Source organism: Halomonas chromatireducens, from assembly GCF_001545155.1.
GTDB lineage: Bacteria > Pseudomonadota > Gammaproteobacteria > Pseudomonadales > Halomonadaceae > Halomonas > Halomonas chromatireducens.
Window position 1 is genome coordinate 3522697 of the sequence record NZ_CP014226.1, and the last position, 17640, is coordinate 3540336.

At 62.2% G+C, this 17640-nt stretch carries 19 protein-coding genes, 1 tRNA gene and 1 pseudogene; 5 read left to right on the plus strand and 16 right to left on the minus strand.

Annotated elements, in window-relative coordinates:
* Positions 1-150: 150 nt before the first annotated feature.
* On the minus strand, positions 151-729 hold the full coding sequence (locus LOKO_RS16285; protein WP_066451700.1) for a superoxide dismutase: 579 nt from the start codon (positions 727-729) through the stop codon (positions 151-153).
* Between the two features lie 212 nt (positions 730-941).
* Here LOKO_RS16285 and LOKO_RS16290 point away from each other — a divergent pair, with 212 nt between their 5' ends.
* On the plus strand, positions 942-1499 hold the full coding sequence (locus LOKO_RS16290) for a helix-turn-helix transcriptional regulator (protein WP_201025337.1): 558 nt from the start codon (positions 942-944) through the stop codon (positions 1497-1499).
* Positions 1500-1773: 274 nt separating this feature from the next.
* Positions 1774-2193, plus strand: coding sequence for a VOC family protein (locus LOKO_RS16295; RefSeq protein WP_066451704.1), 420 nt, complete (start codon positions 1774-1776; stop codon positions 2191-2193).
* Here the strand turns inward: LOKO_RS16295 and LOKO_RS16300 are convergent.
* The 7 genes and pseudogenes from LOKO_RS16300 to LOKO_RS16330 form a co-directional block, all read right to left on the minus strand.
* The gene (locus LOKO_RS16300) at positions 2190-2807 is read right to left on the minus strand and encodes a YitT family protein (RefSeq protein ID WP_066451706.1); all 618 of its coding nucleotides are present in this window, start codon (positions 2805-2807) and stop codon (positions 2190-2192) included. The two genes, LOKO_RS16295 and LOKO_RS16300, sit on opposite strands and share 4 nt — an antisense overlap.
* Positions 2808-2915: 108 nt before the next feature.
* On the minus strand, positions 2916-4721 hold the full coding sequence (locus tag LOKO_RS16305) for a single-stranded-DNA-specific exonuclease RecJ (RefSeq protein WP_066451708.1): 1806 nt from the start codon (positions 4719-4721) through the stop codon (positions 2916-2918).
* A 351-nt stretch (positions 4722-5072) separates the two neighbouring features.
* A pseudogene (locus tag LOKO_RS16310) lies at positions 5073-5621 on the minus strand (PALP domain-containing protein); the annotation flags it as partial.
* A gap of 46 nt (positions 5622-5667) precedes the next feature.
* Positions 5668-6453, minus strand: a complete 786-nt coding sequence (locus tag LOKO_RS16315) for a UbiA family prenyltransferase (RefSeq protein ID WP_083517638.1) — start codon at positions 6451-6453, stop codon at positions 5668-5670.
* On the minus strand, positions 6446-7510 hold the full coding sequence (locus LOKO_RS16320) for a COX15/CtaA family protein (protein ID WP_066451710.1): 1065 nt from the start codon (positions 7508-7510) through the stop codon (positions 6446-6448). Before LOKO_RS16320 ends, LOKO_RS16315 begins: the two co-directional genes overlap by 8 nt.
* 74 nt (positions 7511-7584) lie before the next feature.
* Positions 7585-8166, minus strand: coding sequence for a hypothetical protein (locus LOKO_RS16325; RefSeq protein ID WP_235588891.1), 582 nt, complete (start codon positions 8164-8166; stop codon positions 7585-7587).
* A 48-nt stretch (positions 8167-8214) separates the two neighbouring features.
* Entirely contained in the window at positions 8215-9024 is an 810-nt protein-coding gene (locus LOKO_RS16330; protein WP_083517639.1) for an SURF1 family protein, read from the minus strand.
* Here LOKO_RS16330 and LOKO_RS16335 point away from each other — a divergent pair.
* Complete coding sequence (locus LOKO_RS16335; protein ID WP_066451713.1) at positions 9023-9220, plus strand: DUF2909 family protein; 198 nt, start codon at positions 9023-9025, stop codon at positions 9218-9220. The two genes, LOKO_RS16330 and LOKO_RS16335, sit on opposite strands and share 2 nt — an antisense overlap.
* 98 nt (positions 9221-9318) lie before the next feature.
* Here LOKO_RS16335 and LOKO_RS16340 read toward each other — a convergent pair whose 3' ends face one another.
* The 5 genes from LOKO_RS16340 to LOKO_RS18985 all read right to left on the minus strand — a co-directional run bounded on the left by LOKO_RS16340 (position 9319) and on the right by LOKO_RS18985 (position 13998).
* The gene (locus tag LOKO_RS16340) at positions 9319-10176 is read right to left on the minus strand and encodes a cytochrome c oxidase subunit 3 (RefSeq protein WP_066451715.1); all 858 of its coding nucleotides are present in this window, start codon (positions 10174-10176) and stop codon (positions 9319-9321) included.
* On the minus strand, positions 10173-10766 hold the full coding sequence (locus LOKO_RS16345; protein ID WP_066451717.1) for a cytochrome c oxidase assembly protein: 594 nt from the start codon (positions 10764-10766) through the stop codon (positions 10173-10175). Before LOKO_RS16345 ends, LOKO_RS16340 begins: the two co-directional genes overlap by 4 nt.
* A gap of 35 nt (positions 10767-10801) precedes the next feature.
* Positions 10802-12439, minus strand: coding sequence for a cytochrome c oxidase subunit I (gene ctaD, locus LOKO_RS16350; protein ID WP_066451720.1), 1638 nt, complete (start codon positions 12437-12439; stop codon positions 10802-10804).
* Positions 12440-12512: 73 nt separating this feature from the next.
* Positions 12513-13631 carry a cytochrome c oxidase subunit II gene (gene coxB / locus LOKO_RS16355; RefSeq protein WP_066451722.1) on the minus strand — a complete coding sequence of 373 codons (1119 nt, stop codon included), beginning with the start codon at positions 13629-13631 and terminating at the stop codon, positions 12513-12515.
* Positions 13632-13824: 193 nt separating this feature from the next.
* A complete protein-coding gene (locus LOKO_RS18985) occupies positions 13825-13998 on the minus strand; it encodes a DUF2970 domain-containing protein (RefSeq protein ID WP_083517640.1) in 174 nt (57 codons plus the stop codon).
* A gap of 187 nt (positions 13999-14185) precedes the next feature.
* On the opposite strand from LOKO_RS18985, the gene LOKO_RS16360 reads away from it, so the two are divergent.
* On the plus strand, positions 14186-14542 hold the full coding sequence (locus LOKO_RS16360; RefSeq protein ID WP_066451725.1) for a hypothetical protein: 357 nt from the start codon (positions 14186-14188) through the stop codon (positions 14540-14542).
* 13 nt (positions 14543-14555) lie between these two features.
* Here the strand turns inward: LOKO_RS16360 and LOKO_RS16365 are convergent, their stop codons facing one another.
* Genes LOKO_RS16365 through LOKO_RS16375 form a run of 3 tightly spaced genes read right to left on the minus strand, consistent with a single transcriptional unit; the run spans position 14556 to position 17307 of the window.
* Entirely contained in the window at positions 14556-15287 is a 732-nt protein-coding gene (locus LOKO_RS16365; protein WP_066451727.1) for an LrgB family protein, read from the minus strand.
* A complete protein-coding gene (locus LOKO_RS16370; RefSeq protein WP_335339192.1) occupies positions 15284-15682 on the minus strand; it encodes a CidA/LrgA family protein in 399 nt (132 codons plus the stop codon). Before LOKO_RS16370 ends, LOKO_RS16365 begins: the two co-directional genes overlap by 4 nt.
* On the minus strand, positions 15679-17307 hold the full coding sequence (locus LOKO_RS16375) for a BCCT family transporter (protein ID WP_066451731.1): 1629 nt from the start codon (positions 17305-17307) through the stop codon (positions 15679-15681). The genes LOKO_RS16370 and LOKO_RS16375 overlap by 4 nt, the downstream gene beginning before the upstream one ends.
* Positions 17308-17554: 247 nt before the next feature.
* Here LOKO_RS16375 and LOKO_RS16380 point away from each other — a divergent pair.
* Positions 17555-17631, plus strand: a tRNA-Pro gene (locus LOKO_RS16380).
* Positions 17632-17640 lie beyond the last annotated feature (9 nt).

A 17640-nucleotide genomic window follows, 5' to 3' on the forward strand; every position in this document is an offset into this window, starting at 1 on the left:
ATTCTATTGGTCCAAATAATCGTATAAAAGCGCAACATTTCGCCCAATAAAGACGATTAATTCGAAAGAACTCGGCTCAAAACACAAGGGCCCTGCCGCATGCGGCAGGGCCCTTGTCAGCGTCTCAAGGCGCCAGGGTGGCGCCCGGTATCAGCTGAAGTTCTGGGCGACGAAATCCCAGTTGATCAGGTTCCATACGCTGTCCAGGTACTTGGGACGGGCGTTGCGGTAGTCGATGTAGTAGGCGTGCTCCCACACATCGATGGTCAGTACCGGGGTCTGGCCATGGGCAATGGGGGTATCGGCGTTGCTGGTATTGACGATATCCACGCCGCCATCGTCGGTCTTGACCAGCCAGGTCCAGCCGGAGCCGAAGTTGGCCACGGCGTTGGAGTTGAAGGTCTCCTTGAACTTGTCGAAGGAGCCGAACTTGGCATTGATCGCCTCAGCCAGCGCACCGCTGGGCTCACCGCCACCATTCGGCGACAGGCAGTGCCAGTAGAAGGTGTGGTTCCACACCTGCGCCGCCTGGTTGAACAGGCCGCCTGACGCGCTCTTGATGATCTCTTCCAGCGACTTGCTGGCATTGTCGGTGCCTTCGACCAGCTCGTTGAGCTTGGTGACGTAGGCCTGGTGGTGCTTGCCGTAGTGGTATTCCAGCGTCTCGGCAGAAATGTGCGGCTCGAGCGCGTTCTTTTCGTAGGGCAGTGCGGGCAATTCAAATGCCATCGGGTCTTGCTCCTTGCTTTCACGGTGGGAATCGAGGCGATCCGGACTTGCCTCCTGGCCGCCTCGTCGGTATTTTCCAAGCATACACTAGATTAATTCCAACGGGCACCATGTCAAGCGACCCTAATGAAAAACCAGCTGATACAGCCGCGGAGCGACTGCTACACCTGCTGAAGTCCCGCGGGCCGCACTCAGCCGCGGAGCTGGGCGAAATGCTCGGCACCACCGGCGAGAATGCGCGACAGCAGCTGAGCAAGCTTGCTCGCAGGGGGCTGGTGGCCCAGCGCTCGCGGCCGGGTGGCGTCGGTCGCCCTGTTGTCGAGTGGCGGCTCACCGAAGCCGGCCACGGCCACTTTCCCGACACCCACGCCGAGCTCGCCTCACGACTGATCATCAGCGTGCGGGACACCCTTGGCGAAGCGGCGCTGGGCCGCCTGGTGGAGGCGCGCGGTGCCGAGACCCTGGCCCACTATCGCCTCGAGCTGGCAGATGCCGGGACCCTGGCGTCACGGGTCGCGCGCCTGGCCGAGATCCGCAGCCGAGAAGGCTATATGGCCGAATGGCAGGAAGGCGCGGACGGCAGCCTGCTGCTGGTCGAGAATCACTGCCCGATCTGCAGCGCCGCCCGCACCTGCCCGGCCTTCTGCCACTCCGAACTGCAGGTGTTTCGCGCCGTGCTGGGCCCGGACGTCAGCGTCGAACGTGTCGAGCATGTCCTGGAGGGAGCACGACGCTGCGCCTATCGAATCATCAAGCAAGTAGGTTCATAGCTGGCGCTGCGGTCTCCGCCAAGGCGCCTGACGGCGCCAGTCGCGACGCGAAGCGGCGCTCCAACAGCGATTCTTTCCACCGACGCAGCCACGCCGTTGTAGACATTATGGATTGACCTGCCCCGCCGCAACGTCGTGGGTTACGTTGAGGTAGGGACCAGAACACAGAGCCACTATTGAGGGAGGCAGGTCATGAATCAGTCTAACGCAACTCAGCAATCCGTTGTTAAGGGGGCTGTGGCACAACGCCTCAGCGCTNCGCAGGGAGAACGCCATGCCTAGACTCAACGGCGTACTCGAGACCGCGCTCTACGTCGACGACATGGATCGGGCGCGGGTCTTCTTCGAAGGCGTGATGGGCTTGGAACCCTTCAACGCCGACCATCGCTTCACCGCCTACGACGCCGGCAGGGGCTCAGTGCTGCTGCTGTTCCTGCAGGGCGAGACGCTGGAAACCGTGAAACTGCCCAACGACATGGGCACCATTCCACCCCATGACGGAAAGGGCCGGGTGCATCTCGCCTTTGCCATCTCGGCCGCTTCCCTGCCCGAGTGGGAGGCCCAGCTCGACGACCACGGCGTGGCCATCGAGGGCCGCACCCACTGGCCCAAGGGAGGCGAAAGCCTCTACTTTCGTGACCCGGACGGTCACCTGATCGAGCTGGCCACGCCAGGCGTCTGGCCTAATTATTAGGAAACGCCCATATATCGCCCTGGCTTGTGATTCAGGGCAATAATCAAATTAAGCGCCACGGCACCGAGCACCGAAAGTCCGACCCGGTCGGCCGGCAGCACCAGCAGGGCGGCGAGCATGATCAGCCCATCGATGCCGAGCTGCACATAGCCGGCACGCAGGCCATAGCGTGCCTGCAGGTAGAGCGCCAGGATGTTGATGCCGCCCAGGCTGGTGCGGTGGCGAAACAGCACCAGCATGCCGATGCCGATCAGGCTTCCCCCCATCAAGGTGGCATAGAGCGGATTGAGGCTCTCGATGGTGATCCACTTGCCGGTGAGTTCCGAGAACAGGGAAACCAGGCCGATGGCGACAAAGGTACGTAGGGTGAATGACCAGCCCATGCGTTTCACGGCCAGATAGTAGAACGGCAGGTTGATCAGGAAAAACCACACCCCGAAGCGCCAGCCGGTGGCGTACTGCAGCAGGAAGGCCATCCCGGCGGTGCTGCCGGTCAGCAGCAGCGCCTGGGTATAGAAGGTGACACCGAGGGCAACGAACAGCGTGCCCACCAGCATGGCCATCACGTCCTCGTAGGGGCGATGGGGGTCGGCCGATAGATCTTGTGGATCCATTCACGAATTCCTTGGTGGTGAGTGCGGCAGGGCCGAATGGGGCCGGATTCTAGCGACAATGGCCAGCGGTTTCATTGACCTCGCTCACCGGACCGGGAATCGCGCCTTTCAACCATCCAACGGCTCGGCGTAATCCACCATCAGCTGCAGCGACTCCCGCCCCTTCCAGCGGTTACGGCTCAACCGATAGGCGCAGCGCAGCCGATCACCCAGGCCAAAGGCCGGCAGCTCGCCGGGGGTCAAGGCGCGAAACCAGATCGCTCGCAGGCTCACCGCCCCTGCCGAGAGCGTCATCATCAGGTGGCTGCCATCGGCACCTACTGGCCTTAACGCCTCCACCAGGAATGCGCCCTCGAACAGAGGTGCATCGAACTCCCGCCCGTAGGGGCCCAGCCGCTCCAGCTCGTCCAGCGTCGACAGGTCGAACTGGGCCGGCAGCAGCTCGCCGTCGGTGAGCACGTGAGGAAACAGTTCGATGCCGCCCAGCTGTTCGCCTACTGCCTGCAGGAAGGCCGTGCGAAAGGCATCGAACCGGTCGGCCGGTACGCCGACCCCGGCCGCACCGCGATGCCCGCCGAATCGTGGCAGTGCCTCGGGGGCCAGCTCGAAGGTACGCTGCAGGGCGTCACGCAGGTGCAGCGCCTCGATGGAGCGTCCCGAACCGGTAAGCATGCCCGGCGCCGCCGCCGGGGTCATCACCAGGGCGGGCCGGCCATAGGCCTGGACCAGCCGCGAGGCGACGATGCCCTGCCCCCCGGCGTGGCCCCCTTCCAGAAACACCACGATGGCGGGATGATTGGCGTCAAGCTGCGGCACCGCCAGCAGCCGCGCCTGCTCGGTCATGTCGGCCTCGATGGCCTTGCGCGACTGGTTGTCCTGGTCCAGCGTCTCCAGATGCCGGGTTGCCGTGCCGTCATCGGCGGCAAGCATGAAGTGCAGCGCGGCGTAGGGGTCGTCGAGGCGCGAGCGAGCATTGATTCGCGGCCCCATCTGGAAGGCCAGGGTCTCGGCGGTGAAGGGGGTGCTGTCCTCCCCCAGCCTGGCCGCCATGGCGCGCCAGCAGGCCGCCTCCATGCGGTTGATCAGCGTCAGCCCGTGGCTGACCACCGCGCGATTGGCCGGGCTAGCCCCCAAGGAGACACAGTCCGCTACGGTACCCAGTGCCACGTAGGAGAGCCAGGGCGAGAGCTTGGGCGTGGCGCTGGGCAGCGCACCCCACTCGATCAGCACCTGGCGCGCCAGGGACATGACCAGCCAGGCCACCATGCAGCCGGCGATGGTGGCGTCGGGATAGTCGCAGTCGTCTCGCGTCGGATTGACGACGGCATGGGCCGAAGCCGGTGGCCCCTCCACCGGCAGGGCGTGATGGTCGCTGACCACCACGTCGATGCCGGCCGCCCTGAGCCGGGCGATGCGCGGCTCATCGGAGCTGCCACAGTCGGCGGTAATGACCAGGCTTGGCCGCGGCTTCAGCGACAGCGTGCGCTCCACCAACGGCAGGCTGATGCCGTAGCCGTCGTGAATACGGTGGCCGATCAGGCTGTGCAGGCGCGCCTCGGGCACGCCGAACAGCTCGACCAGGGTACGCCGAATGACAACATGGGAAGTGATGCCGTCGACGTCGTAGTCGGTGAGGATACCGATATGTTCGCCCTCGACCACGGCCTGGGCGATTCGCTCCGCGGCACGGCGACCGTCGGCGAGGCGCTCCGGGTGCTCGAGATAGCGCAGGCTGGGCTGGGTCAGGGGCGCCAGCTCACCCTCGTAGCCGGCCAGGCGACCGGCAAGCACGCGGGCCTGCAGTTCGGTCAGGCCTTCGGCCTGGGCGCGGGCATACAGCGCCTGGTTGCGCGGCCGAGGCAGCAGCCGTGGCCTGAGTCGGGCGTGCAGGTCGGGGGGCGCAATCACGTCCAAGCGTGGCTCCTGTGGTTCGGTATGAGAAAGAAAACGAGACGAGGCCAAGTGATCAAACGCCTGCCCGGTAGGCTACGGGCGCAGACAGATGCGAGGGGCGCCGGGGACAGGTCCCGGAGTGCCGTACCACCGAGGAGGCGCTGCAGCACCGCTCGGGGCTGGCATCCATGGCGAGGGACGCCGGGGTCGGTCGTAGAGGAGGCGCTGCAGCACCGCTCGGGGCTGATCCGGCGAAAGGCCTGTTCGGGGGCGCTGTAAATACTTCCCTGTACGCTACTTTTTCCTTCCCTGGAAAAAGACCCCCTCCAGGCCTTTCCCCGGCGTCCCTCGCCTCCAGGTTCGCCTTTGGCTTTACCGGCGGTTTTCCACCACGAACTTCTGAACCTCAGCCAGCTCCGCCGGCAGCACCGTGTAGCGCTCCTCCCGCTCCAGCAGGTCGTCCATATGCGGCGGCAGCGGCACCCCGGGAAAGCCGGCCTTGACCACCGCCTCGGCGAACTTGGCCGGATGGGCCGTGGCCAGGGTGATCATCGGCGTCTGGGCATCGGCCCGTGCCCGCTCGGCGGCACGATAGCCGGTCGCCGTATGCGGATCGAGGACCTCCTTGGTGCGATGGTGCGCCTCGCGGATCACCTCGAGGATGGTGGTGTCATCGACACTGTGGCTGGCGAACAGCTTGCGCAGCCTGGCCAGCGGCGCCTCGGCCAGCGCCGTGGGCTCGAACTGGAAGCGCTCGAGCAGGCCGCGCACGGCGTCGCCATCACGCTCGTAGGCCTCGAACAGCAGTCGCTCGAAGTTGGACGACACCACGATGTCCATGGAGGGCGCCAGGGTCGCCTTGAGCTCCTGCTTGGAGAAGTCGTTGGCGGCCAGCGTGCGGTGCAGGATGTCGTTGGCGTTGNGCGTCTACGGCTATGGCATGGAACCCGACTCGCAACGCCGGTCTCTATGCGAGTGGAGCGCCAGGGAGTATGGCTGGGCGATCGAGCCCGAATGGCAGCTCTGGCTCCCCGGCGTGGTGCCGGCACTGCATCTGGCCAGCCTGGCTCTGACCGAGCCGGGTGACGGCGTTTTGACGATCACGCCGATCTACCCACCTTTCCTCAAGGTGGCCGAGCGCCCAGAAGTGAGGCGGCGTCCAGGCAAAAACGATCAGCAGCAGCAGCAGCGGCTCCGGACCCAACTGGCCAGTTACCGCCGTCCAACCCAGGAGTGGCGGTGCCGCGCCGGCAACACCACCGATAACGATGTTCTGTGGCGTGGCCCGCTTTAGAAACGCGGTATAAATCAATGCATAGCCAATCAGTGAACCAAGCGTCAGCCACGCCGTCAACGCATTGACCTGCCACAGCAACAACAGAATTCCCGACACAGATAGTAGCGAGGCCCAGGCCAGCGCAAGCCAGGTCGGCATTCGCTGGCTGGCCAGCGGCCGACGCGAGGTCCGCAACATCATGGCATCGAGCCGCCGATCAACCACATGGTTGAACGCAGCGGCCCCACCAGCCGCGAAGCCAATCCCGGCCAGCCCGAAAATCACCGTACTGAGCGGGGGCAAGGCCGGTGTCGCCAATGCCATGCCCACCAAGGCACAGGCCAGCATGACGACGACTACCCGCGGCTTGCACAGCGTGAGCAGATCCTGCCCGGTCCAGTCGGCAGCGTCCTCGGTATTGAAGGGAGCCCCCAGGGTGCGCTTCAATCCCGTTCGCTTGATTACCGCATTAGACATGCGCCCACTCCTTGTCCTTTCGTATTGTAGTCTCATCCTCCACCGCCTCACGCCAATGCCATACCGCCAATGCCAGGCACAGCACCAAGGCCACAGCCCCGGCGGTGTGTAGCAGGGCAAGCCAAAGCGGCAGCCAAAGCAGGACATTGGCGATCCCCAACCCCAGTTGCAGCACGTATATCCCCACCACTCCGCCCAGCCAAGGCCGCAGGCGTGACTCATGCCAATAGCGGACCGCCAGCGCCAGCAGGACCAACCCCAGCAGGAGCGCACCAATGCGATGCCCCTGATGAATGGCGACTCTTGCATCGGCATGCAGCTGCCCATGCAGATAGTTTGGCCCGACCGTCTGGGTCAGATGAAAACCCTCGCTCCAGTCCATCTCCGGCCACCATTGGCCATTACAAGTGGGGAAGCCCTGACAGGCAATACCGGCGTAGTTACTGGAAACCCAACCGCCGAGTGCAAGTTGCAGCAATAGCAGCAGCAGTGCAAGGCCCCACAGCGGCGTAAGCCGGCGCCTTGGACGCTCCCCCGTGTCCCCGGCGGCATATCGCCGAAGCCGCAAGTGCAACCAGAGGAATAAAAGCAGCACGGCCAATCCGCCCAGCAAGTGCATCGTCACCACCTGGGGCCAAAGCTTCAGGGTAACGGTAAACGCGCCGAAAGCCCCCTGCAGCAGGATCACTACCAGCAGCGCCACGCTCACGCCCCAGGGATACCCCTGGCGTTTACGCAGGCCGGCTCCCGCCACCAGCAGGGCGATGACCAGCAACCCCAACGCGGAAGCCACATAGCGATGAATCATCTCGACCCAGGCCTTGAAGACTTCCAGAGGCGCATCCGGTGAGTGGGCCATGGCCCGCTCGGCGTCAGGTACGACAAGACGGCCATAGCAGCCCGGCCAGTCGGGGCAACCCAGGCCAGCATCCACCAGCCGCGTCCAGACACCCACCAGAATCACGGCACTAGTGAAGAAAACACCCACCAGACTGAGGCTGAGCAGAAGCCCCAGCCGCGACGACCCTTGATGGCCTCGCGTCGATATGTCCTGCATTGGTACATTCCTTATCGATCCTGACTGCCACTCGATGATGCCTACCCTGATCGTGAGAGGCGACCGCTGGCGTTTCAGCGATTACCGACCTCTAGCTCCGGCGCCGCTCGCTTTTCCGGATTCATGCGCAAAAGGTGGCTGATATCATCCATCACACCGCGGAGCTCCACTTCGCGGGCGTATGTCAGCACCGCCTCACCCCGTGGATCGACCAACCAAACACGGCCCGGCGAGTGCCATTCCGGCGTATGGGTCCATTGTGCCACGGACTCTCCCGGTAGTGCCGGCCCATCGCCACCGATACGCAAACGGCTCACCCTGGGCGCTTCTCTCCCCAGGGCCCGATGGAGGCGCCACCACTGGTCAGCCAATGCCTCACATTGCGTAGAGCAATCGAAAGCCAGGATCCAATCCCCGGGCTCCAGCGCCTCGAGAGGCTCGACCAGAGGCCAGTTGGCAAGGGCAGGCACTGCCGGTGCCAATTCACCGTGAGCCGTACGCTGCTCTGGAATACCAATGCGCCACTCCACCATGATCCAGGCGGTTGCTACCGGTATGGCGAAGATGGCAATCAACGCCAGAAGCTTGAAGCGCTGGCGACGCGCCCTCTGGCTATCCTTCTCATTACTGTGTTGCTCGGCCGGCTTTTCTCGCACGTTTCTACCTTAATCTGATGACAGCTCCCAGCGCGCCCAACCAGCGGGCTACCCTTCTTTGGGAGGCTCTGTAGGGGGTTGTTTCGGCAGAGGTTCCAGCCCCTGCGGTGGGCAATCGTCAGAAGCGAATCTTGCACGCCGATCCCGGGCCAGCCGACGCCCTCCGACGATCATCATGACCAGTGCCGCCAGAGCCAGGCCCCACCACTGCACCGCGTAACCGACATGTCGCTCGGGGGGCATCACACTGGGCTCCCACCATGGCTCGAGCAGACCGCCACCCTCCTCCAGGTGCAGCCAGCCATCGTGGGCGAACCCGGGCGACTGGCTCCAGGCAGCAAGGTCCATCTGCTGCAGCCGCAGCCCCTCGCGGTTCGGACCATAGAGCGGCCCTGAATCGCCGACTTCTTGCCAGCGACCTTTTAGCGTGACCTGACCCTGAGGCGTATCCACTTCGGGTGTCTCGCGCACCGGACCGGTGGCCATGAAGCCACGCTGTACCAGCCATAGCCGGCCATCCTCGGTGCGCAATGGCGTCAATGCTGCCACACCCACCTGGCCATTGAGTGTACGATTATCGAGGAACAGGGTGTCGTCAGCTTGGTACTCGCCTCGCAGCGTCAGACGCGTACCATCAGGAGGAGCCGTCAAGGGTGCCTCGAGCGTTGGCGCGGCGTCGAGATTGGCCAGATAGTCGCGCTTGTCGTCGGCCCGCTCCCACTGCCATAGTCCGAGAGCCAGACCGAGTGCCACGAGCAGCGACCAGAGCACGCACCACAGGCCCAGTCGCCAGCCAGGAAGACGCATCGTCGGCATCCCCTTTCCCCCTGCCCCCTGACCCTTGATGGAGTAACTCATGCTGCTGAAGATCCTGATCGCCGTTGTATTCCTGGCCATGGTGACCAGCCTGGCAGCCGGCGTCGGCTTTCTGCTACGAGACGACAGCCAGTCCCGCCGCCTGCTGGTGTCACTGAAGATCCGCGTTGGATTAGCCGCGCTACTGCTCGCCCTGCTGTTCTACGGCTTCTATTTTGGCGACCTGGGCACCGCCTGAACACCGGACATCTCACGACGAACTCCCGCCCGGCCACACCGGGCTGGACGGGAGATATCGTATCATCGACTGGTGAAGGGGGATGCGCTTGTTGAGCCTCAGAATACGTAGACAAACAGGAACAACCCTACCCAGACCACATCCACGAAGTGCCAGTACCAGCAGGACGCCTCGAAACCGAAATGCTCCTCGGGTGAAAAGTGACGCTTCATTACCCTCACCAGCATCACGATGAGTATCAAGGTACCGACGATGACATGCACGCCATGGAAGCCGGTCAGGATGAAGAAGGTTGCACCATAGATGCCAGCTTCCAGGGTAATGCCGTAATGGGCGTAGGCCTCGTAATACTCCACACCCTGGATCACGATGAAGGTGAGGCCCAGCAGCACCGTTCCGGCCAGCCAGTTGCGACAGATCTTGCGATGGCCTTCCTTGAGCGCCTCGTGCGCCACCGTCAGGGTAATGCTTGAAGAGATGAGGATCAGCGTATTGACCAGCGGCAGATGCCAGGGACTGAAGACTTGTGCCGGCCCGGAAATCGAGGGGTCAGGCGGGCTGAGCAACGGCCAGTGGGCCGTAAATTCCGGCCATAGCAGCGCCGTTGGCCCCTTGGTGCCCTCGCCCCCCAGCCATGGGATGGCAAACATGCGCACATAGAACAGCGCACCAAAGAAGGCTGCGAAGAACATCACTTCCGAGAAGATGAACCAGCCCATACCCCAGCGGAACGAGCGGTCCATCTGGGCATCATAGAGGCCGCTGCGCGATTCCACCACGACATCGCGGAACCAGAGCGCCATCACGGCCACCACCCCCGCCAACCCCAGCAGCATGATCAAAGTGCCGCGCCCATGCACCAGCACCATGCCGGTGCCGACCATCATCATGCCTAGTGCCAGGGAGCCCAGCACCGGCCACTTGCTGGTTGCAGGTACGTAATAGCTGCCACTCATGCCTCATCTCCTTCAATGGTCTTCGCAGCGGCCTGAAGCGGCGCCTTCTTGCCTTCAACGGGATAGAGCGTATAGACCAGGGTGACGGTGTTGATTTCGGGGGGTAGATCGCGATCCAGCTGGAAAACCAGCGGAAGCTCGAGCCGCTCGCCTGCCTCAAGCCGCTGCTCCTCGAAACAGAAGCAGCTTGCCTTGCGCACGTGTCGCGTTGCAGTCGAGGGCGAGACACTGGGAACCGCACGACCCCAGCTCTCCCCGCTGCTCTGATTGTTGAAGCTGAAATTCACTTCGGATGTCTGGCCCGGATGAATTCGGACCTGGCGGGTCTCGACTTCCATGCGCCAGGGCAAGCCGGAGCCGTTGCGGGTGATGAACTGCACGGTCACCATGCGCGAATCATCAACATCGTCATGGACCAATGCCTGGGCGTTGGTGTCCACCTTGCCGTTGATGCCGGTGACGCGGCAGAACACGTCGTACAGGGGTACCAGGGCAAAGGCGAAGGCGAACATTCCCACCAGTGCCGCGACGCTACGCCATACCGTGCGCCTGACCCTCACTTCCTGAGTATCCGTCTCGTTCCGACTCATGCTTCGTTCCTCCTGTCACATGCCGATACGCCGGCTCAGTGAGCCGGGCGCTGGTAGTTCGGCGGTGTCTCGAAGGTATGCAGCGGAGCCGGGCTAGGCACGCTCCACTCGAGGTCGTCGGCATAGTCGCCCCAGGCCGCAGCCGGCGCCTTCTTGCCACCCCGCACGCACATGATCACCACGGCCACGAACAACAGCTGGGAGAAACCGAACATGAAGGCACCGATGCTCGACACCATGTTGAAATCGGCAAACTGGAGGGCATAGTCGGGAATCCGGCGCGGCATGCCAGCAAGCCCCGAGAAATGCATCGGGAAGAAGGTCAGGTTGACGCCGATCACAGATAGCCAGAAGTGCCACTGGGACAGGCGCTCATTGGGGTAGTGCCCGGTCCACTTGGGCAGCCAGAAGTAGACCCCCGCCATGATCGCGAAGATCGCGCCCGGCACCAGCACATAGTGGAAATGCGCCACGACGAAGTAGGTATCGTGATACTGGAAATCGGCCGGCGCGATGGCAAGCATCAAACCCGAGAAGCCACCGATGGTGAACAGCACCACGAAGGCCAGGGCAAACAGCATCGGCGGCTCGAAACTGATCGAGCCCTGGAAGAGCGTGGCGATCCAGTTGAATACCTTCACCCCGGTGGGTACCGCGATCAGCATGGTGGCATACATGAAGAAAAGCTGCCCCGCCAGCGGCATCCCCACCACAAACATGTGGTGCCCCCAGACCATGAACGACAGCAGAGCGATGGCCGCAGTGGCGTAGACCATCGATGCGTAGCCGAACAGGCGCTTGCGGGCGAAGGCGGGAATGATCGCCGACACGATCCCGAAGGCCGGCAGGATCATGATGTACACCTCGGGATGGCCGAAGAACCAGAACAGGTGCTGGAACAGGACCGGATCACCCCCACCTGCGGCATTGAAGAAACTGGTGCCGAAGTTGATGTCCATCAGCATCATTGTGATCACCCCGGCTAGTACCGGCATCACGGCGATCAGCAGGAAACCGGTGATCAGCCAGGTCCACACGAACAGCGGCATATCCATCATGCGCATCCCCGGGGCACGCATGTTGAGGATGGTGGCAACGATATTGATTGCCCCCAGGATCGAGCTGATACCGGCGATATGCAACGCGAGGATGAAGAACGTCGTCGAGGGCGGTGCATAGGTGGTAGAGAGCGGCGCGTAGAAAGTCCAACCGAAGTTGGGCCCACCACCCGGCATGAACAGTGTAGACAGCAGCAGCCCGAACGCCACGGGCAGCAGCCAGAAGCTGAAGTTGTTCAGGCGCGGCAGGGCCATGTCCGGCGCGCCGATCTGCAGCGGAATCATCCAGTTGGCCAGTCCGGTAAAGGCCGGCATGACAGCGGCGAAGACCATGATCAGGCCATGCATGGTCGTCATCTGGTTGAAGAATTCCGGATTGACGAACTGCATGCCGGGCTGGAAGAGCTCCAGGCGCACCACCAGGGCGAAGATCCCCCCGATGAAGAACATGACCAGCGAGAAGATCAGGTAGAGCGACCCGATCTCCTTGTGGTTGGTAGTCAGCAGCCACCGCATGAGGCCCTTGGGGGGCGCTGCATGGGCGTGTCCATGCCCAGCTTCCGCGGCGGTGCTGCTCTGCTCGAGGGTAGGCTGAGGAGGTACCTTAGGGGCCATCGGAAATCTCCAGATTCATTGTCTTGTTATATCGGCGCAAGGGGTGGCCACGGCGTGCGTGCCGTGGCCGTGATCAACGTTCCAGCCGCTCGGCAATTTCCGCGGGCTGTACCGCATCGCCGGTGTCGTTGCCCCAGGCGTTGCGGGTATAAGTGATCACCGCGGCGAGCTCGACAGGGTTGAGCGTGGTACGGAACGACGGCATGGCAGTACCGGACACGCCATTGATGATGACATCCTTGTGCCAATCGATATCGTCCAGCATCTGCTCGTTGCCGGCCAGTGCCGGGAACGCCGGCGGAGAGCCCTGACCTTCCACCTGGTGACAGGAGGCACAGATGCTGCCGTAGACGGCTTCACCACGCTCCATCAGCTCATCCATTTCCCAATCGCGATCGACGCCAAGCGCCTCCTCGGCTGCCATCTCCTTGCGCTCGGCCAGCCAGGTCTCGAAGTCATCTTCCTCCATGGCGTGAACCACGATGGGCATGAAGGCGTGATCCACCCCGCACAGCTCGGCGCACTGGCCGCGATAGATCCCCGGCTCGTTTATCCTGACCCAGTTTTCACTGATGAAGCCGGGGATAGTGTCCTGCTTGACGGCGAAGTCAGGCACCCACCAGGCGTGGATGACGTCGTCGGAAGTAAACAGGAAACGAACCTTGCGATTGATAGGCAGGACCAGAGGCTCGTCGACCTCCAGCAGGTAGTTCTCACCGCGAACCTCGTCACCGCGTATCTGTGTGCGCGGTGTCGCCAAGTTCGAATTGAATGCGACATCTTCACCGAGATATTCATAGCGCCAGCGCCATTGCTGGCCAGTGACCATGACGTCCAACTCAGCATCAGAGGGATCATAGATCTTCTGCAGCGTCGCTGTGGCAGGGATGGCCATGCCGACCAGGATCAGCAGCGGTACCGCCGTCCAGATCACTTCCACGGTGGTGTTTTCATGGAAGTTGGCCGCCTTGGCGCCCTTGGAGTGGCGGTAGCGGATCAAGGAGTAGAACATCACCCCGAACACCACCACGCCGATGACCACGCAGATCCAGAATATGGCCATGTGCAGATTGTAGATTTCTCTACTGAGGTCTGTTACCCCCACCGGCATGTTCCAGCCACTGGCCAGAGCCGCCTGGCTCGAGCCGACAAGGGACAGGCCCCCTGCCAACCATACGAGCAGAGTGCGCATCGACGCCTCCCGATGTTTGTAGTTGTCGTAGAGCGGAAACCCCGAAGGTCAGGGACGGGGGCCCTCACGCAAGCGCAAGAACATTAGCCGCTTCTGCAAAGATTATATGAAGTCGGGGCCGGAAAGTCACTGCTCCTGCTCCCGTCTTCTGACAAACGCTCCAATCAACGCAGCGCATCAAACCCGGGCCAGCTCAACCTGCTGCCCAGATAGCCACCACTGCAATCACGCCCACAAACAGCAGCGCCATGATGATACCGACGAGGATAAAGGCCATCGGATTGCCCTTCTCGAAATCCTCACGCCTCTGCTGCTCCTTCTGCACACCCAAAAAAGCCGCAAGCACCGACTTGACCACCTTCCACATGCCTGATCTCCACGGCCAGTTGGGACGCTCACAGCATGCCACAGCAGTCTCGACTTCGGGAAATCAAGTATTCAAAACAACACGAAAAACCATGCTGCAGCGCAGTAGAAATACCGCCAAGGTTCCCGCTCTGAGCTACACTTCAAGTAGGAGACAAGCCCTGTTTTACTGACCTCTGGAGTACGACATGACCACCAAGAAATCGGCCGCCAACCCCAGCGCACCCTTTGAGGCTGCCCAGCCCATCATGGAGTGGTGGACCAAGCAGTGGATGCAGGGTGCGACCCCAATGACCCGCATGCAATTGGCCTGGATGGAGAATCTGTCTGAGATCATGCAGCAGGAGGCTCGTTTTCTTTCTGCCCTGGCCGAGGCCAGTCAGCGCATCGCCAAGTGCTACGACACCAACCAGGGCGATCCGATGAAAATGAACGAGTGCTATCAGGAACTTGCCAAGGAAGTGGCGGAACACCATATGGAAAGAATGAAAAATGTCGCGAACCTGTCCCATGACTTTCGTGCACGCATCTGGGAGGAGATCTAACGATTGTTTGCGCTCAGCCTAACCCGAATGCCCTGACCACCAGTGGCAGCAGGAACGCTGTCAGCAAGCCCGTCAGCGCCATGGCCAGCCCTGAGAAGGCGCCGGCTACCGCCCCGATCCGAGCAAAAGCATGGGCGGTACCGAAGCCGTGAGCGGCCAGCCCAAGGGTAAAGCCCTGGACGCCGGGGTCGCGAATTCCCATTACCCGGAATAGCAGCGGCCCCAGCGCACAGCCAATCGAGCCGGTCAACAAGACCAGTCCCGCCGCCAGCGAGGGAATCCCCCCCACCTGCTCGGCGATACCCATGGCAATTGGGGACGTTACCGATCGCGGCGCCAGGGTTAGTACGGTTTCGATCTGGGCCCCCAGCGCCATGGCGATGGCAATCGTGGAAGCAACGGCGGTGAATATTCCCACCAGACAAGCAAGCAGCAAGGGCCACAGCAGCCGTCGGATGCGCTCACGGTGATCATAGAGCGGAATGGCCAGGGCCACGGTGGCAGGCCCGAGCAGAAAGTGGATGAATTGCGCCCCCTCGAAGTAGGTGGCGTAATCCATGTCGACCAAAAGCAAAAAGCCAATGAGCATGGCGATGGCCAGGGTCACTGGATGCACAAGGGGAGTCCCCCCCAGCATGCGATTGATTCGCACTGCCACCATGAAGGCCAGCAAGGTGACCAATAACGACAGCAGTGGATTGCCAGACAGGTAGACCCATAGCTGATCCAGGGCAACGACGCTCATCGCGTTTCGCCTCGCCGATAGCGGCGCTGCATGCGCTCCAACACCCACGCAGTAACCGCCAGGGTCAGCGCCGTCGAGATAATCAGTGTCGCAACGATGGGCCAGAAATCCATGCCAATCAGCCTGGCATGCACCATCAATCCAACCCCGGCAGGCACAAACAGCAGGGTCAGGTAGCGCAGCAGCCCCTCCCCGGTGATGCGCAGACTGCTGGGTACCCGGCCTAGCACCATCAGGCCCAGCAGCAGAATCACCATACCCACTACCGGCCCCGGGACCGGCACCCCCAGCCCACGCGCCACCAGCTCACCGGCGAACTGGCAGGCCAGCAATACGCTCATCCCCATGATCAACGGCATGCCAGCCCCCTTGTGCTCGTCGCAGCGTTCGCTCAATGCGCCTTGTGCGCCTCGTCATTGGAAACAGGCACCGGCTGGGAGCCCGCATCGTCGAGGTCTGCCCACGGCTCCCGCGGCGCCTCGGCGCGCTCACCGGTACGGGCCGCATAGCGCTCACGATGCAGCGCCTTGAGCAGACCGGCAATCATCAGCATGATCACCACCGAGAAAGGCAGGGCCGCCATGATCACGGCCGCCTGCAGAGTCTCGAGCCCACCCGCCATCAGTAACACCGCCGTCAGCAAGCCCAGCAGGCCACCCCAGAGTATACGGTGAGCCGTGGGTGGTTCGGGGTCGCCCCCTGCCAGTATGGTATTGATCACCAGGGTGCCGGCATTGGCCGATGTAATCAGGTAGGTGGCGATCAGCAGTACGAGCACGGCAGATACGCCCTGCCCCAGCAAACCGAGCCCCATGGCATCAATGGTGGCAAAGAGCGCCGTGGCCACGTCAGCCTCCACGGCGGCCACGATGCCACCCGTACCAAACAGCTCATGATAGAGCGCGGTACCGCCAAAAAGACCGATCCAGACAATGGTTATCAGCGTGGGCACCAGCAGCACGCCCATGACGAATTCACGGAAGGTACGCCCCCGTGAGACCCTGGCAATAAACATGCCGACAAACGGCGACCAGGCCAGCCACCACCCCCAGAAGAACACCGTCCACTCTGCCTGCCAGCCATCGTCACGGGTGGCATTGGTATGGAACGTCATGCCCATCAGGTTCTGGATATAGTCTCCCGTGGACTCGATGGTAATCGCGATCAGGTACTGGGTCGGCCCGAACAGCAACATGAACACCACCACCGCGATGCTCAACCAGAAGTTGGCTTCCGACAACAATCGCACGCCACGCTTGACGCCGGAAACCACGGAGAATGTCGCCACGCTCATGATCACGGCGGTGACGATCAACTGCAGGGTCAGCGAAGACGGCAGTCCGAATACGGCGTCGAGGCCCGCATTCATTTGCTGAACGCCAAGCCCGAGGGTAGTGGCAATGCCGAATACGGTGCCAAACACCGCCAGCACATCGACGGCATCACCCAGCAGTCCATCGGTTCGATCGCCAAACAACGGCTTCAGGCCCGAACGGATGGTAAGCGGCATCTTCCATCGATAGGAGAAATAGGCCAGCACCAGCGCCACGAAAGAGAAGATCGCCCACCCATTCAAGCCCCAGTGGAAATAGGTCAAGCGCATGGCCACGCGAGCAGCATCAGGGCTCATGCCGTCGGCGATGAAGGGGTTCTCCTGAAACTGCAGTATCGGCTGGGCCACCGACCAGAACAGAATGCCAACGCCAGTCCCTGCCGCGAACAGCATAGCCACCCAGGAGAAGAAGGTGAACTCCGGCTGTTCGAAGTCGCTGCCCAGGCGTACATTCTTGTAGCGGCCGGTGCCTAGCCAAATCATGAACAAGAGGAGAAAGGCCACCAGCAGCACGTAATACCATTCGAGAAACGGGTCCAGAACGGAGCGCACCAGGGCCAGGCCATGCCCCAACTGCTCGGTAAAGAACGCGCCGAAGATCAGGGAAACCACCACGACCACGAACGTCACCAGAGTTACCCGCGGGTTCAGACCCTTCAAAGGGCCGCGCTGAGCCTGTTGGTACATGGACGTATTCCTTTGACGATGATGAGCATTTGCCGATGTTTATCATAAAGCAATGGCCGCCTCCCTTCACGGCGAGCTCGGCGCCTCGCCCCGACCAACCCCTTGTAAAGGCAAGCTTCTGAAAGGAAAGTACAAAAGAGGCTTTTCATTTAGACAGGAACGCGCTAGTATACGCCTCGTTCTCGGGGTGCTGGTCACGGCCAACCAACCGGAAAACCGGAGAAACCCGGATTTGTAGAACGACAGTCGGAGCGTGGCGCAGCTTGGTAGCGCGCTGCAATGGGGTTGCAGAGGTCGCAGGTTCGAATCCTGTCGCTCCGACCATTAGATTCA